The sequence below is a fragment of the Cryobacterium sp. MLB-32 genome (assembly GCF_000738085.1).
Lineage (GTDB): Bacteria > Actinomycetota > Actinomycetes > Actinomycetales > Microbacteriaceae > Cryobacterium.
On the sequence record NZ_JPRS01000159.1, the window covers coordinates 1 to 15,284 of the forward strand.

Genomic DNA, 15,284 nt, shown 5'->3' on the forward strand with positions numbered 1-15,284 from the left:
AGTAAATGCACCACAATCGATCGGAATAACGATGACAACGCCCGAATCCGGTACCGCCCGCGTTCCCCTCCAAGACAACGCCCGGCTGTCCGTCTACTGGGACAACCACTTGCGTGACGCGTTTGAAGAATCAGCACGTTTCATTTACCCGCCCATGATTGAAGCCAGTCTTGCCCATGTGTACATGCTGTCAACCCAGGGCGTGTTGCCCCAGGAACGCGGACGGCAGCTTCTGACCGGCCTCCTCGAACTTTGGTCCCGCACCGAAAACGGCACGCAAGAGTTCCCCTTCGACGGCAGCGTCGAAGACCCGTACTACTTCCTTGAACAGCAGTTGGCCAATGCCTGCGGAATCTCAACGTCCGAATTGGACGTGCAGCTGGCACGCAGCCGAAACGACCTGGACGCCGGCGCCTTCCGTATGGTTCTCCGCCGACAGCTTCTCGACCAAGCCGACCTGGTCGTTCAGACCGCAGCGGATGCGGCGCAGTTGGCCCGCGAACACGCGGAAAGTGTCATCATCGGATTTACGCACCGTCGCCCAGCACAGCCAACAACCATGGGTCATGTACTTGCGGGCCTGTCCGAGGCACTTCTGAGCCAGGCCCAGGAAATGCTGAGCATCTATGCTGAGCTGAACGTTTCACCGCTGGGATCCGCCGCGTTCGCCGGCACTGACTTACCCATCGATTCGGACCTGGTCGGCGACCTTCTGGGTTTCGATAGCTCGTTCACATCGAGTTATGAAGCAGTAGTCGGGGCGGAACATTTCATGCGCCTCGCAGGCGCGCACGGTCGCATCACAGCGACCGGTGCACGGTGGGCACGTGTTCTGCTGGAGTGGATGACCTTCCGATGGGTGGAAACCCCGACGGCCTACACTCAGGGCTCGTCAATCATGCCGCAGAAGAAGAACCCGGTAGTGCTTGAACACATGGTTTCGATGGCCGGCGCGACCGCCGCTGATATGGCGGCCACCTTCGCCAACATCGGCTCGGCATGGTACGAAGACTCGAACAACGCCACAACAGATGTTCAGAAGCACTTATGGCGTTCCGGCGAACGCGTCGGGCGATTTGTTCGCATGATGGACGGCCTACTCACGAACTTTCGAGTCCTCGAGCTGCCAAGCGCCGAGCAAATCGTGAAGTCCGGGGCCACCACGACTGCTGTGGCCGAGGCATTGGCCGCCCAAGGGCTCCCTTGGCGCGGTGCCCATCACATCGTTGGCGACCTCGTTCGTGTGGCCGACCCAACACAATGGACCTCCGAGGATGTAACGTCTGCGTTCGATCGTGCCAACATCCCCGCGACGGATGCACTGGTGGCAATTACCCTAGCCGCAGGAGCGAACCCTGCACTCGTCCTTGAGCGACCTCAGCTCGGTGGCCCCGGTACCAAAGCAGTCATCACCACTGCGAACCGAGCCACGAGCTTGGCGACCACCTTCGCCGCAGAGCTTCGCGCACGCCGAACGCATCTGGACGACACACGCGAACGCCTCATTAAGCTCACGAGCGATGTCGTCGAGAACAACAGGTGGTGACGAATCGAATTGCCATCATTGGCAATACGAACCTCGACATCATGGTCTCAGACACACCGGACTTGCCAGCTCCCGGCACTGAACGCATAGTGCCGCGGATTACGATGCGCGTCGGTGGGTCAGCCGGAAACCTGGCGATCCGTTGTGCGGGCCTGGGTCATCCCACCACACTTGTGAGTCGGGTCGGAGACGATGCGTCGACCACCATTCTTACCTCCGACCTTGATATCGAGGCACTCACCGCAGTTCTTATTCGTGACGCACAGGAACCCAGCGCGATTACCGTTGCAATTGAGGCTCCAGGCCGAGATCGAGCATTCCTGTCCTCACTCGGCGCGATGCGGAACATGACGCCGAACGACGTTCCAGACGATGCTCTGGAAGCTCGATTCGTGGTGTTGGCTGGATATTTTCTCCTCCCTGGTCTCCACGGTGACAATCTTGCGCAACTCTTCAATCGTGCCCACGCAACAGGGGCCAAAACGGTGCTGGACACCGGCTGGCCTCCGCAAGGCTGGACAACACAGGTTCGCGCAGAAATTATGAAAGCACTGGCCCACGTTGATATCTTCTTGCCGAATGTCGATGAGTTGTACGGTCTCACGCAAGACGATGATCCCCACCGCGCCGCGCTCCGTCTCGCCGCCCTCACCGAGACGATCGTCGGAGTAAAACGCGGTTCCCGAGGAGCCGGACTCGCAACTCCTGACGGATGCTGGATCGACGCCTCGACCGAACCAACCACCGTTATCGATTCGACGGGAGCGGGCGACGGTTTCAACGCCGCGCTCTTGGTGGGAGCCTGCCGCGGCACTAACTGGGCTGATTCGCTCGCGGCTGCCGTACGTTATGCAACCCGGCTGGTCGCGACCCCTGAGCACTTACGGGCCAACATCGAAATTGAACTCAGCGTCAGCTAAACGCAGCGAACCTCGACAAGGAAAAAAATGCACACCCCCGAGATCACAGGCCGCCCGACCGTCCAGGGCATTTCAATCATCGACTTCCATGTGCATTTTCGCATGGCACAGGATGACCTCACCCGTAGCTTGGCCGGGGGGCAGTTCGAGACCCTGGACCCACACCAGGTCAAAGTCAGTGTGGAAGACAGCGAAGGCGCCTGGGAGAGGCACGATGCCGGACAGCGCACGATGATGGCGGCGACAGCACAGACATCCGCGAACTGGCGACGATCGTGGGACTTCGCCGACCCGGACAGCGCGCAACTCGATTCCGGCTGGGAAAAGGAGGCCGATCGCTGGGTCCACGAGCTGGACACGCATTCCATCGAATTCGCCAATTTCGTCACCGCCGGTGGAGACAGCAAGATGCAGGACTTGGTGGCCCGGGGCGGCGGAACCTTCTCCGGCATGGCAGCACTGAAAGATCCATTTGCCCCGCGTGCCGCAGATATCTTCGAGGAGGCCATCGTCACAAAGGGCCTTCGCGGTCTCAAGGTTTTCGCCCCGCTCATGTCCGAACGCGTTGATTCGCCCAACGACGCAGTGTGGAAGGTCGCCGCCCGCTACAACGTTCCGGTTGTCATTCACTTTGGCCACTGTGGCTCCGCTGGAGGCATTGCCCAAAATTCCACCAGCGGGCCGGCGTGGCTTGAAGGCCTCGCGAAACGAATACCAGAAGTCACGTTCGTTATCCCCCATTTCGGAATACAACATGTTCAAGACGTCCTCTTCCTGATGTGGGCCTGCCCCAACGTGGCCGTCGACACCTCGGGCTCCAATCAGTGGGTGCGCTACATGGCCAGCAAACTCACCCTCGATGACCTGTTCCGCCGTTTCTACGAAACCATGGGACCCGACCGCATCATCTTTGGCTCAGACTCGTCGTGGTTTCCCCGTGGCTTCGCGCGCCGGTACCTCGTGGACCAGCTCCGCATCTGCTGGGAAATGGGGATGCCAGCCACCGATATCCAGAAGATTTTCGGGGGGAATGCGGCTGGGCTGCTTGGCCTGCACTCATGGATTCCAGCAGACCCAGCCTTGGCCATGGCCGTGTCGAGCGTTCCGAATCTGCCCCATCCTTAGGAGTACCACGTCTCAAACTACGTGGGGTTGTACAGTCCTCTTCCGGCGATCTGAGCGATGACGCCTGCCATGAGCTGTCTCTCTCTGCGCACCCGCAAGCGTGGCTCTTGGTCAATGAGCTCGACCGTGGCGGTCGGCCGCATCGCGTTTCGATATCGACCTTGCACACCTGCCAGAAAGTCAGCCACTTTGCGCAATCTTCACTCCGGCACTTCGCCATAACCGTGTAAATCTAATCTCCACCGCCAGTTCACCTGATTCGAACGTGTGAACATACGCGCCGACAATGGCTGCATTCCGACGAGCTCGCGGCCTTCGATACGACAGCCGGATGAGGTCCAAGACCTAGAAGTTCAAGCACAGAGTGACGGTCTGAGCCGGAGCTCGCGGGTTCGCGCCCAAGGCGGAGCTCTGGTTATCGAACCACTCGGTGCCGTAAGTAGACGACTCCCGATGTGAAGGTGCGGCTGTCGACGAGTTCAAGATCAACGTGCCGCTCACCTTGGGCGAAGAACGGAATGCCACCGCCGACCAGCACCGGGTAGACCATCGTCTGGTACTCGTCGATCAGGCCCAGATCGGCGGCCTCAGCGGCGAGAGTTGCACCGCCAATGGCGATATCGCCCTCCCCCGGTTCGGCTCGCAACCGCGTGATCTCCTCCGCGAGGTTTGCCGAGGCCAGGCGAGCATTGCCCTGCACCGCGGACAGCGTGGTCGAGAACACTACCTTGGAGAGCGGGTTCCAGAGCGCAGCCCACTCACGTTCAGCTGCGTCAAGATTGTGACCCTGATCAGCGGTCTCCCAGTACAGCATCGTCTCATACAGCCGACGTCCCAACAGGTGCACGCCCACCCCTCGAATGTCGTCGATCCAAAAACGAAAGACCTCCTCGTCAGGCGCACCCCAGTCGAAGCTGCCGTCCGGCCCAACAATGTACCCGTCACGGGACATGCTCATTGAATAGGTCACCTTGCGCATCATTCACCCTCCTCCTTAACGCGTTCGAGAATACGCCGCACACGATGGGACGCAACGGTGTTCCAGCGCACGGGTGCAAAGCGGCTGCGCAGGCCGGCTCACGATGATCCGGCCGTGTTGCCTGGCAGCACCACGGAGTGAGGGGCTAGTGGGTTTTTGCGCTGTGCTCTGTGCGCTGTGCTGTTGCTCTCTCCTCTTCTTTTCGGCAGCCCCGGCTGTCCTCCCCTTCCGCCCACCGTCGATACGGTTCGCGGCTATCGCCGGTGTTCCGGGCTTCGCCTTGGTGCGCTTTCGCGTGCTTGTCGAGGGGCGGCTACCGCTGGACACCGGTGCGCTCGAACGGGGGTCAGGCTCGGGGGCAACCCGGGCGAACATGCGGTTATGATTTCAGCGCGCGGCCACGCGAGTTATTCTCCGGTGAGGGGCTGCTAATGGACCTGTACGCGATTTCAACGATTGCAATCTGCGCTTCTGCGACCATTCAGGCGTTCCGCTCTGAGCAGCCGGCTCCCGTTCGATGGGGTTCGGTCGGGTTACTCGGGCTGTCGTTCTTCCTCCTTGGTGCGAGTTCGGCGCGACCAGGCTCACCGTTGGAGGAGGCGGCTAACGTTGCTCTCGCCTTGGTGTTGAGCGGGAATGTGATGGTGTTCCTGATTGTCCTGGTAAACAGCCCATCGCGTCGTAAACCGAAGGTGTGAGCGCGGTTCGTTGACTGGTGGTTACGGCAAGATCCTGGTCGGACTGGGAGTAACGAAAAGAACCTCACCCGCAGGTGAGGTTCTCAGTTCGGTGGTGCTCGGTCAGTCGTTCAGATGCGCCATGGCGTAGTCGGCTTCCTCGACGGTGAACTGCTCACCGTAGTCTGAGATCAGCTGATCGTGGATAGCTGCCGGTGACATGTCCATTGTGTCTCGGTAGCTTTTCGCTTTCGCGAGCGCGTTCGCCGGCCAGTCCGCGACCACGTTGTCAACAGCGTACTGACCGGCCTCAACGGAGAACTGCTCACCGTACTCGGACGTGAGCTGCCCGAACACTCCGAGCTTGCTCATGTTCATCATCGATGAGTAGCTCTCGGCCTTCTTGAGCGCGGATTTGTACTCCGGAGGTACGGCGGGAGCCACGAGTTCCGGCGCGACCTCTTCAACGACGACGTCGTCAACGGGTGCGACTGACGGGTCCTCTGAGGGTTCAGCGGCGGCGACGGGTTGCGTTGTACTCGTGAGTGCGGTCGCTTCACCGGCTGCCATGTCGGTGGTCGTGGAGACAAGGGCGATGCTCGCGATAAGCATGCCGATCGACGCCAGCGCTCCGACACTGCCGAGGATAACGCCGGTCAATGCCTTTCCCTTCGACTGGCGTTTCCGAAGCGCGAGGATACCGAGGATGACGGCGACGAGGCCGACGAGCGCGCCAAGAACAGGAATCCATCCGAGGATGAACGCAGCGATACCGACGATGAGGGCCGCCAGAGCTAACCCGGTTGGTTTCTTCGGCGGTAGAGCCCCAGGCGATGCTGGGTAGGTGGCTGTGTGTTGTGCGGTTTCTGGTCGTAGCTCGTCTGAGCCGTCCCCCCGCGGGTCATTTGTTGTCATGGGCTGAGTATGGCAGGGGCCACAGACACTGCTGTTTTAGGGGTGCAGTCGACTGCCTCAATTGGTGACGGCACACATTACTGCCCGCTGAATTTGGCATGCGGTTCTCCGGAAGCCTGGTGTGCTGGAGCCATCCGACCGGCAGTCCGCTCTGCCCGGACGCCCTCCTCAACCTGCGGGCATAGTCTGAAGGAGCCCCGACGATTGTCTGATCGACACCATCCGGGCCGCGGGTCAACGACGCCAGCTTGGCGCTCACCATGCCCGAACCAGAAATGAGAACCACAATGACCGTTTCACACAAAGTCGCACTCGTCACCGGAGCTGGGCAGGGAATCGGACGGAGTATCGCACTCCGGCTCGCCCAGGACGGCTTCGACATCGCCGTCGCCGACCTCGACTTCCAGGCGGAAAAAGGCGCCCTCGTTGTCGCAGAGATCGAAGCCCTCGGACGCAAGGCCGTCTTCGTCTCCGCCGACGTCTCCAACCGCGACGACGTTTTCGCCGCAGTCAACAGCGCGGCCGAGAAGCTCGGCGGGTTCGACGTCATCGTCAACAACGCCGGGATCGCACAGGTCACACCCATGCTCGAGATCACCGCGGAAGACCTGGATAAGATCTTCCGCATCAACGTGAACAGCGTCGTCTGGGGAATCCAGGCCGCCGTTGCCAAATTCGACGAGCTCGGCCACGCCGGCAAAATCATCAGTGCCGCGTCCATCGCCGCCATCCAAGGCTTCCCCATCCTCGGTGCCTACTCGGCATCGAAGTTCGCCGTTCGAGGCATCACTCAGGCTGCTGCCCAGGAACTTGCCCCCCGGGGCATCACCGTCAACGCCTACGCCCCCGGCATTGTGGGAACCGGCATGTGGGACCTGATCGACGAGAAGCTCAGCGCCATCAACGGCAAGCCGCGCGGGCAGAACCTCAAGGAGAATGTCGAGGGCATCGCGCTCGGCCGCATCGAAACCCCGGAGGATGTCGCCAAGATCGTGTCGTTCTTCGCCGGCCCCGACTCCGATTACGTCACTGGTCAGGTTCTGCTCGTCGACGGCGGGATGCTCTACAACTAGCCTCTGAAGCGGGTCGGGACGGTTTGCCTCTGCCCGTCGGCACGGACTGACATCGCAGAACGACAAGCAGGGAGAGAGGCCGGTCATCGACACGGATAGTCGCGGCCTCTCCCCCAGGTCTCACGCATCAGACGCAGTCGATCAGAGGTGAATGCTCGGGCATCGAGCGCATCCCGGGAGATGCCATCCGCTCACCGCGATTTCGGTCACCTCATCATCGGTTGGCACCCGAAGCTCGAGGCGATCCGTGGTCAGGCGCGAGCCAACGAACGGCCAATGATCATCGGAACCGTCCCCAAGTCCCTGCATGATTTTGTGATTATGCTCAACGGGGTTTCAGCTCGTGTCCACCGCGAGGAGTCGGGACCAGCTCCACAGCGCCCCGTATGAACCCCTGGAGGTAGTCGCGAAGTGCAGGATCGCAGACGTAGACGTAGGTCCCCCGGATGCCACGGGTCAGCAGAACCGCGTAGATGTTGGTGATGAACCGCAGGAGGTCGTCGTCTGTGTATTTCTTGCCGAGGACGTCGTTGTTCTCCTTGCCCTTCTTGTCGAAGTACGACGCCCGATCGATGACCAGCCTGCGCTTCTCGGCGTCGTAGCGCAGGTCCGGCCCGATGATCACTCCGGCGTAGTTGAGGTCGTACCCCTGCACGGTGTGAATCGAGCCCACTTCGTCCACCGAATTCGACGAGGCAATCCAGTCGGTCTGTGTGCTGTTCCAACGCAGTTGACAGCCATCCAACTCAATGTCGTACGCGGTCTTGTCGTTCTTGGTTTTCCAGGCCCATGCGTATCCGGCGAGCAAGCGGGAGAGGCCGACCTCGGCATCCCTTCGGCGGATCTCCGCGCGCATCTCCACGACGCTGTCGAACATCCGAAAGTCGTAGCCCTCGAAAGCCTCAACCTTCACGGTCTGCTGCTCGCCGCTCTGGGAGCTGGCAGCGAGAATGCGCCTGATGTAGGCGACATAGTCCGACCCCGCCTGCACTCGCATCTGCGACATCAGCGGATAGTGACGTCTCGTGAGCTGCGCATTGAGCACGAGACTGTTCAACAGTTCGGGAGGCACATCAGCCGGGCGAACGCTTTGCGCCGCATCCAGCAGGAAAATCTGATGCTTGCTCTTCGCCGTGATCCAATCGAGCTGAGTCTTGGACTTGTCATCACTGCCGAAGAGCTTCTGGGTAATGAGGCTGAAGTTCTTGTTCTGCACACCGGAGGGCTGATTGGCCCGCTGGTTCAGCCGGTGGGATTCGTCGACGATGAGCAGGTCGAAGTCCTGATCGGCGAATCCGACGTCGAAGGCCGTCATGACCATGTCCGGCCGAAGCCCTGGAGTCTTACGGAACACCTTCTTGATCGACTCACGCAGCGACTGCTGCGGCACCACCAGGCCGATCCGGATGTCGGTGAGAAGCTCCCGATAGCCGTCGACAAAGAACTCGGAGAAGAGCGAGTCGTTGTCGACGTCTTCATCGGGAGCCGAGTTCGCAATATCGACGAGCAGTTTGAGCAGGTAGATGGCCACGACAGTCTTACCGGTACCGGGGTCTCCCTGGACCACGATCGTGCTGTCGGTGGCGGCCGCCAGATCCTCAAAAAGACCCTCGAGGATGCCCTCAACGGCCACGGCCTGATCCTGCGAAAGCGCTTTAAACGGAGAGAGCTTGAAGAGGTCGCTGTTCTCAATCTCGGGAACGCTTCGAGTGAAGACCCCGTCACGTCTGAGCTGGTCGAAGACCTCGCGGAACGTCTCGCGGTATCTGCTGCGCTCGTAGTAGTCAGCTTCGGTGATTCCGTCGTTACGGTTCAGCACGCGGTAGACACCGTCACCGGCGAGCATCCGGATGAGGTACGACTCCAGATCGAGGCACACGGATTTGTTGAACGTGTCGTCTACGATGACCCGAACTGTGCTCAGGTGCTGCTTCTCGGAAGAGTCAAAGTGCTGGCGCATTCGTGCCGCCGCGTTCCGAGACTCCCCGACATAGACGTCGTTGAGCTCTCCCCTGATCGCGGGTTTGCTTCCGTGCCTGGCATCGTCCAGTACGTAGACGACCGGCCAGTTGGTGTTGCGGTGGTCGCGCGGTGCCCAGGCCTGGACTGCTTCTTTCGTGAAGTCGAGCCTCTCAATTTCAAAGGACGTCATATTTGGTGCTGCGCCCCCGCGACTTGTCCACCGGATATTTCTCGCGCGTCTTGGCCAGCTTGTCCAGAACGATTTGGTTCGGGTCGACTCCAAGACGATCGGCAAGCAGGATGCAGTAGGTCAGCACGTCGGCCAGCTCGTCACGCACTCGCCCCGTGTCGGCATCCGCAGTCCATTGGTAGCACTCGAGAAGCTCGCCGGCTTCGATGACGATGCTCTTCGCCAAGTTTTCGGGGCTGTGAAACTGCGCCCAATCACGCTCGGCAACGAACGCCGCGATCTCGTCGCGGACTGAAATATCGTCCATGCCGTAAACCTAGCAGCGTCGAGTTGCGTCAACGGGCTACTGAGCGGCGGTCCGCCGTTCATCAGGTATCGCAGCCGAAACCATCCCCGTCGCGGTCAAACTTGGTCTGGAAACCCGGTGCTCCCGCGGCGAGCGGTGCCGCTCCCGCAGCGCGCACAGCGTCGCAGTTCGCGTAATAGACGTCGACTGGTGCTGGTACCGGAGCCGGAGCCGGAGCAGGTTCATTGGCCACGACGACCGGAGCCGGTTCCGGAGCCGGAGCCGGAGGGGCCACAACGACCGGAGCTGGCGCCGGGGTGAACGAGGAGGTCAGCGCCAACTCACCACTGCAGGAGCCGAGGACACGGGTCATCGCGTCGTGCTCAGCCTGAGTCACCCACAGACCGTAGGTTGCCTTGACGGACACCTGACGGGCGACATAGTTGCAGCGGATCGCCTTGTTCGACGGCAGCCATGTTGCCGTGTCACCGTCACCCTTCTGGGCGTTGGAGCGCCCATCGACAGCGAGGAGATTGATGGGATCGTTTGCCAGGGAAACACGCTGAGCCTGAGTCAGCTGCTGAGCACCCGTCTGCCATGCATTCGACAGAGCGACAAGGTGATCGATCTGCACGAACGCTGACGTGTCCTGACCTCGAACGAAGGCGATGGCCGTGGCAGTGTACGGGGAGACCAGGTAACCGGTCATCACCCGACAGGTTCCTGACTTGGTGATTGGGCTCAGATCCCGGGCGAGGATGTCGTTTCGGGTGTCGCATCCGTTGCCATCCACGTCGATCCAGGCGGAGCCAAACATGTCCGTACGTTCGTAGCCGGTCTTCGCGGCCTTCCCCTTGACAGGAATAGTTGCGAGGACGGCAAGTGCCGTCGTGTTGGTGGCGCTGGTGTCAACAGCCACGACCGACGCGACCTCAGTCGGTTTGGAGACGGTCGCAGGGTCAACCGGCGCTTCTTCGGAAAATTCCGGCCCGGGCGTTGTTGTGAGGGTCGGCGTCGGGGACGGTGTCGCTGTCGCTGTCGCAGACGGGCTTGCCTGGTCAGCCACAGGAGTCTCACGTGAACCTGTCTGGGCAGCAGCGACCCCGCCTGAGATGAAGAGGACCAGGCTGACAGCCAGCGCGATTGCAGCCGTCTTACCGGTTGGAATTGATGCCCAAGCCCGACGACCAGTGATCACGTACACACCTGTGACCAGGGCAGCCGTTCCAAGAATGACGAGGAGTGCAGGGAATCCACCGACGATTGCGTACATGAGAGCGAAAAAAGCGGCCAGGCCGCCGAGGATCCAGATGCTCAGAGTCGGCTTGAACTTATCCAATTTCGAGGCAAATGCATTCCCGATCAGAGTCAGTGCTGACGGGTGCGCCTCGCGGATCAGCTGTGTGAGCACGCTCTGAACCCGCGCTGCCTCGGCTTTGGGCATGCGGAAGTCCACGGTGTTGCCTGCGGTAGCCACCGAAACCTTCGTGTTCAGTAGCCCTCGAGAAGTCGTGACCCTCGACATGTCTTGGACGAGGATCATCTCCGGCCCCGTCTTGCCGTTCATCGAGTCTGTCCCGAGGAGCGCCCGTGCCCGAGTCAACAGACCAGCCGTCAACGACCCATCCGACACAACCTGAGGCCTAATCCACTCGATTCGATCCCTGAAGACGGAGACGGGTGCATTCTGGCCGTCGATATGGGACGTAAAAGTGAAGAATGGTATTTCCTCGCTTGTTTGAGCCGTTGCTGGCTCCTGTTGTTGCCCGTTGAAGTCCGTCACTTGATCCCCTATTTCACTGCACTCAACCCCATGTGCAGACCTACCTACTCCGAACTTACTGGAGACAGGGATTGACCCGAGACCAAGCGCACGCCCAGAAAGGGGACACGTTCCCGCTGAGTCTCGGTCGCGCGCTCACAGACGGCAGGACTCCTGTCGGTTCGGTTGACGCCTTCGACCATTTAGCTCCTCGAATGCTGGCCCAGGTGTGCGGTTATGACGGCGGGACGGCGCCACAACACCGGGACTTCCTCTGATGACCATGTGAACCGCTTTGGGCGGGCGCATGTCGTTGCCGACGCTGACCGGCGCACCGCGCGTCACCTCGGCAGCCGCGTTGCACACACCGCCCACACGACGGTTGTCAGCCGAGCCGTCTCATGAAAAAGCCCCGGCTCCCTGCCGCTGGGGAGAACACCGAGCTCGGGCAACTCGCCATCTAAACTTGCCATGGTACCCACGAAAGGAACCACCATGAGCATGGAAGGCGCGGCCTGGAGCTCGCTTCACAAGATCTCGACCGCCAGGGACGGCAGGCACGACATCTCCCGTGAATCCGTTCGGCGGATCATGACGTTCGCGGTACCTTACCGTTCCAAGCTGCTGATCTTCATCACCCTCTCCATCGTGGGAGCTTTCCTCGCGGTCGCGACGCCGGTACTCGCCGGCCAGGTGGTCGACGTCATCGTCGCCCAGGGAGCGGTGAGCACAATCGTTTGGCTCGCCGTCGTCATCGCCCTCGTGGCCGTGGCCGACGCCGCCGTGTCACTCGTGACGCGCTGGTACTCGGCGCGGATCGGCGAAGGCGTGATCCTGGACCTCCGCACCGCCGTCTTCAACCACGTGCAGAAGATGCCGATCGCGTTCTTCACCCGCACCCGGACGGGCGCCCTCGTGAGCCGCCTCAACAACGATGTGATCGGCGCTCAGCAGGCCTTTAGCGGCACGCTGTCCGGCGTAGTCACGAACCTCGTGGCGCTGATCCTCACCCTGATCGTCATGCTCAACACGTCCTGGCTCGTGACGGTTCTCGCCGTGATCATGCTCCCCATCTTCCTGGTGCCCGCGCGCCGAATGGGAGGCCGCCTCGCCGCGCTGCGCCGCGAGGCAGCCGATCACAATTCCGCCATGAGCACACAGATGACCGAGCGCTTCTCCGCGCCCGGTGCCACCCTCGTCAAACTGTTCGGCCGGCCCGACGAGGAGGCCGAGGAGTTCCGCATCCGCGCCGCCCGTGTGCGCGACATCGGGGTGCGGGCCGCGATGCTGCAGTTCGTCTTCTTCACCGCACTGATGCTCGTCTCCGCTCTCGCCCTCGCGCTCGTGTACGGGCTCGGCGGCTCCCTCGCACTCGCCGGCCAGCTGAACACCGGTGACGTGGTCACCCTGGCGCTCCTCCTCACGCGCCTCTATGCTCCGCTCACCGGCCTCGCAAACGCACGGGTGGAGATCATGAGCGCGGTGGTCAGCTTCGAGCGCGTCTTCGAGGTGCTGGACCTCGAACCGCTCATCCAGGAGAAGCCCGACGCCGTCGCCATCCCCGACGGCCCGGTGGCCGTCGAGTTCGACAACGTCCGCTTCGCCTACCCGTCCGCGGACAAGGTGTCTCTCGCCTCTCTCGAGGAGGTTTCCACATTGGACACCCGCGGTGGCGAGGAGGTGCTGCACGGCGTCTCCTTCAGGATCGAGCCGGGACAGACCGTAGCGCTCGTTGGTTCGTCCGGTGCCGGCAAGTCGACGATTGCACAGCTCCTCTCGCGCCTGTATGACGTCGACAGTGGCGCCGTGCGCCTCGCGGGAACGGATGTCCGCGATGTCACTTTCGCCTCCATGCGGCACACCCTGGGCATGGTGACGCAGGACGGCCACCTGTTCCACGAGACCATCCTCTCCAATCTGCGCCTCGCGAGGCCGGAGGCGACCGACGACGAGGTGTGGGACGCCGTTCGCCGTGCGCGACTCGAGCCGCTCATCCGGTCCCTGCCGGACCAGCTGAACACGATGGTGGGGGAACGTGGCTACCGGCTGTCCGGGGGTGAGCGCCAGCGGATGACCATCGCGAGGCTCCTGCTCGCCCAGCCGCGCGTCGTCATCCTCGACGAGGCGACGGCCGCGCTGGACTCGACGTCCGAGGCCGCCGTGCAGGCGGCGCTCAGCGAGGCGCTCGAGGGACGAACGGCGATGGTGATCGCACACCGCCTCTCCACCATCCGCAGCGCGGACCTGATCCTCGTGGTTGAGGACGGCTCGATCGTGGAGCGCGGTACGCACGAGCAACTGCTTGCTCTGGGTGGGCGGTACGAGGAATTGCACCGGACCCAGTTCGCCGTGCAGAAGAATGGTGTGGCGGATGAGGAAGCGCTAAGCGAGGTCTAGTCACCGAGCTCTTCGCCAACCGGTTTGACCTTCCCGTGCTTGCGCAGACCGCCATCGCTCACGCTCAATTCGAAACACTCCACCCTTTCCCCAATGGAGAGGAAAGGGTCGGCCGCGCCCTCATCCAAACTCACGGCTCGGCGAGATCTCCCGGCGTTATATTGAGGAGTGACTACCGCGCTGCTGGCCCTCGGATCTGAGGAGTACGTTCTGCTGACCACGTTCCGCAAGACCGGCGACCCGGTGAAAACCCCGGTGTGGATTGTGCGGAGGTCTGACCGGCTGCTCGTCTCGACGGGTGGCGCGAGCGGCAAGGTCAAGCGGCTCCGGCACACTGCGCGCATCGAGCTCACCCCTTGCACTGCGCGGGGCACTGCCCGGGTGGGAGCCGTGACTGTTACCGCCCAGGCGCTGGTGCACAGCGACGCGGACACTCTCAACGCCCTGGACGCGGCGCTGCTGACGAAGTATGGCCTGAAGTACCGGGCCTTCCGTGCGGTCCAGCGCCTGCGCCGGACGACCGACGAGTCGGTGGCGCTGGTAATCACGGCCGGGTAACCGACTCCGGCCCGGTGGCCTCACGTCAAGCGCGGGCGTAGCGCGTCGCGAGTTGGCGCAGGGTGGCTTCGATGCCGGCGGCGTTCTGACGGGGAAAACCGAGCAGCTCGAAGACTTTTCCCTGCACGGCTGGCACGGTGCTGTAGTCGAACGTCTCAGTGACGCGCGTAGAGGTGGGCGTGAGCGGCATGAGTTCCCAGCGCCACCGGTGGCCCGCCGGGTGACGCCATTCCACAAGCCGACCGTCTTCGATATGCGTCACCGTGCTGGTGATGCGATACGGGACGCCGAACTGCTTCATCGCTACCGAGAATTTTGCGCCCTGCGTGAGCCGCCGCGGCCCCGACACCGTGTCGAGGACGGTGCCTGAGCCGTCCAGCTCACCGTGACGGTGAGGATCAGCCACCAACGCGAAGACGTCAGCGGCCGAAGCCGGCACCTCAACAGTGCGCGCAACTTGGCGCGGCCCTTGCTCAACCCGTTCGACCGTCATACTGCCCAGCCTAGGTGTGGACTGTCTCTTAAGAGGTGTTTCCGGCCCGACCAGCTGGACGTGGGTCTGTCGGGAGCGGAGTCGATGCAACGAATTGCCGCTACGCGGGGTCGACCAGGGCGCCGTCCTCCTCGGCGCCCCAGGACTCAACAAGCGTGATTCGCCCGCGCGAATCGCGAATCGAAAGCACGAGCGCAATGATCGCGGTCGCGATTCCGATAACGCCCAGAGGGTTCGCTATACCAATAGCGATATCCAACCCAGGCTGTGTGGGTCCGCTGATGATTGTCTGCAAACCGCCAGGTGTTGAGTCTGGAAGCGTGAGTCCCAACAAGATTCCGCTCACGCCTGATGCACTGAGAAACGTGTATGTTATCGCGCGAGTTTCGAACCCTCGACGT

The 15,284-nt window shown here is 61.9% G+C and carries 13 protein-coding genes and 1 pseudogene; 7 read left to right on the forward strand and 7 right to left on the reverse strand.

Translation table 11 applies throughout. The annotated features are described in order from the left end of the window. Nucleotides 1-31: 31 nt before the first annotated feature. The 3 genes from JF66_RS14195 to JF66_RS14205 are packed head-to-tail and all read left to right on the forward strand — an operon-like array spanning nt 32 to nt 3,591. A complete protein-coding gene (locus tag JF66_RS14195; RefSeq protein WP_051973560.1) occupies nt 32-1,546 on the forward strand; it encodes an argininosuccinate lyase in 1,515 nt (504 codons plus the stop codon). Next, nucleotides 1,543-2,466, forward strand: a complete 924-nt coding sequence (locus tag JF66_RS14200; RefSeq protein ID WP_156109808.1) for a carbohydrate kinase family protein — start codon at nt 1,543-1,545, stop codon at nt 2,464-2,466. Before JF66_RS14195 ends, JF66_RS14200 begins: the two co-directional genes overlap by 4 nt. A 27-nt stretch (nt 2,467-2,493) precedes the next feature. Then, nucleotides 2,494-3,591: an amidohydrolase family protein gene (locus JF66_RS14205; RefSeq protein ID WP_197059421.1), complete on the forward strand. Its 1,098-nt coding sequence runs from the start codon at nt 2,494-2,496 to the stop codon at nt 3,589-3,591. A 415-nt stretch (nt 3,592-4,006) separates the two neighbouring features. On the opposite strand, the gene JF66_RS14210 is transcribed toward JF66_RS14205, so the two are convergent. Further along, nucleotides 4,007-4,573, reverse strand: coding sequence for a dihydrofolate reductase family protein (locus tag JF66_RS14210; protein ID WP_231556434.1), 567 nt, complete (start codon nt 4,571-4,573; stop codon nt 4,007-4,009). A 797-nt stretch (nt 4,574-5,370) separates the two neighbouring features. Next, a complete protein-coding gene (locus JF66_RS24435; RefSeq protein WP_231556435.1) occupies nt 5,371-6,162 on the reverse strand; it encodes an Ltp family lipoprotein in 792 nt (263 codons plus the stop codon). Nucleotides 6,163-6,449: 287 nt separating this feature from the next. Here JF66_RS24435 and JF66_RS14220 point away from each other — a divergent pair, with 287 nt between their 5' ends. Continuing rightward, entirely contained in the window at nt 6,450-7,235 is a 786-nt protein-coding gene (locus tag JF66_RS14220; protein WP_035879128.1) for an acetoin reductase, read from the forward strand. Between the two features lie 325 nt (nt 7,236-7,560). Here JF66_RS14220 and JF66_RS14225 read toward each other — a convergent pair whose 3' ends face one another. From JF66_RS14225 to JF66_RS14235, 3 genes are all read right to left on the reverse strand, one after another. Continuing rightward, nucleotides 7,561-9,387 (reverse strand): DUF2075 domain-containing protein, encoded by a 1,827-nt coding sequence (locus JF66_RS14225; protein ID WP_051973561.1) that lies wholly within the window; start codon nt 9,385-9,387, stop codon nt 7,561-7,563. Then, complete coding sequence (locus tag JF66_RS14230) at nt 9,374-9,694, reverse strand: nucleotide pyrophosphohydrolase (protein ID WP_035879129.1); 321 nt, start codon at nt 9,692-9,694, stop codon at nt 9,374-9,376. Before JF66_RS14230 ends, JF66_RS14225 begins: the two co-directional genes overlap by 14 nt. Before the next feature lie 61 nt (nt 9,695-9,755). Beyond that, entirely contained in the window at nt 9,756-11,150 is a 1,395-nt protein-coding gene (locus JF66_RS14235) for a DUF1524 domain-containing protein (protein WP_231556436.1), read from the reverse strand. A 780-nt stretch (nt 11,151-11,930) separates the two neighbouring features. Here JF66_RS14235 and JF66_RS14240 point away from each other — a divergent pair. The 3 genes and pseudogenes from JF66_RS14240 to JF66_RS14245 all read left to right on the forward strand — a co-directional run bounded on the left by JF66_RS14240 (nt 11,931) and on the right by JF66_RS14245 (nt 14,390). Beyond that, entirely contained in the window at nt 11,931-13,832 is a 1,902-nt protein-coding gene (locus JF66_RS14240) for an ABC transporter ATP-binding protein (protein ID WP_035879130.1), read from the forward strand. A gap of 29 nt (nt 13,833-13,861) precedes the next feature. Then, nucleotides 13,862-14,032 (forward strand): annotated as a pseudogene (locus JF66_RS25365) (Fic family protein); the annotation flags it as partial. Beyond that, a complete protein-coding gene (locus JF66_RS14245; protein WP_035879131.1) occupies nt 14,001-14,390 on the forward strand; it encodes a PPOX class F420-dependent oxidoreductase in 390 nt (129 codons plus the stop codon). The pseudogene JF66_RS25365 and the gene JF66_RS14245, both read left to right, overlap by 32 nt. 25 nt (nt 14,391-14,415) lie before the next feature. Here JF66_RS14245 and JF66_RS14250 read toward each other — a convergent pair whose 3' ends face one another. After that, nucleotides 14,416-14,883, reverse strand: coding sequence for an SRPBCC family protein (locus JF66_RS14250; protein ID WP_197059422.1), 468 nt, complete (start codon nt 14,881-14,883; stop codon nt 14,416-14,418). 100 nt (nt 14,884-14,983) lie between these two features. Beyond that, entirely contained in the window at nt 14,984-15,142 is a 159-nt protein-coding gene (locus JF66_RS23710; protein WP_197059423.1) for a hypothetical protein, read from the reverse strand. Between the last annotated feature and the right edge of the window lie 142 nt (nt 15,143-15,284).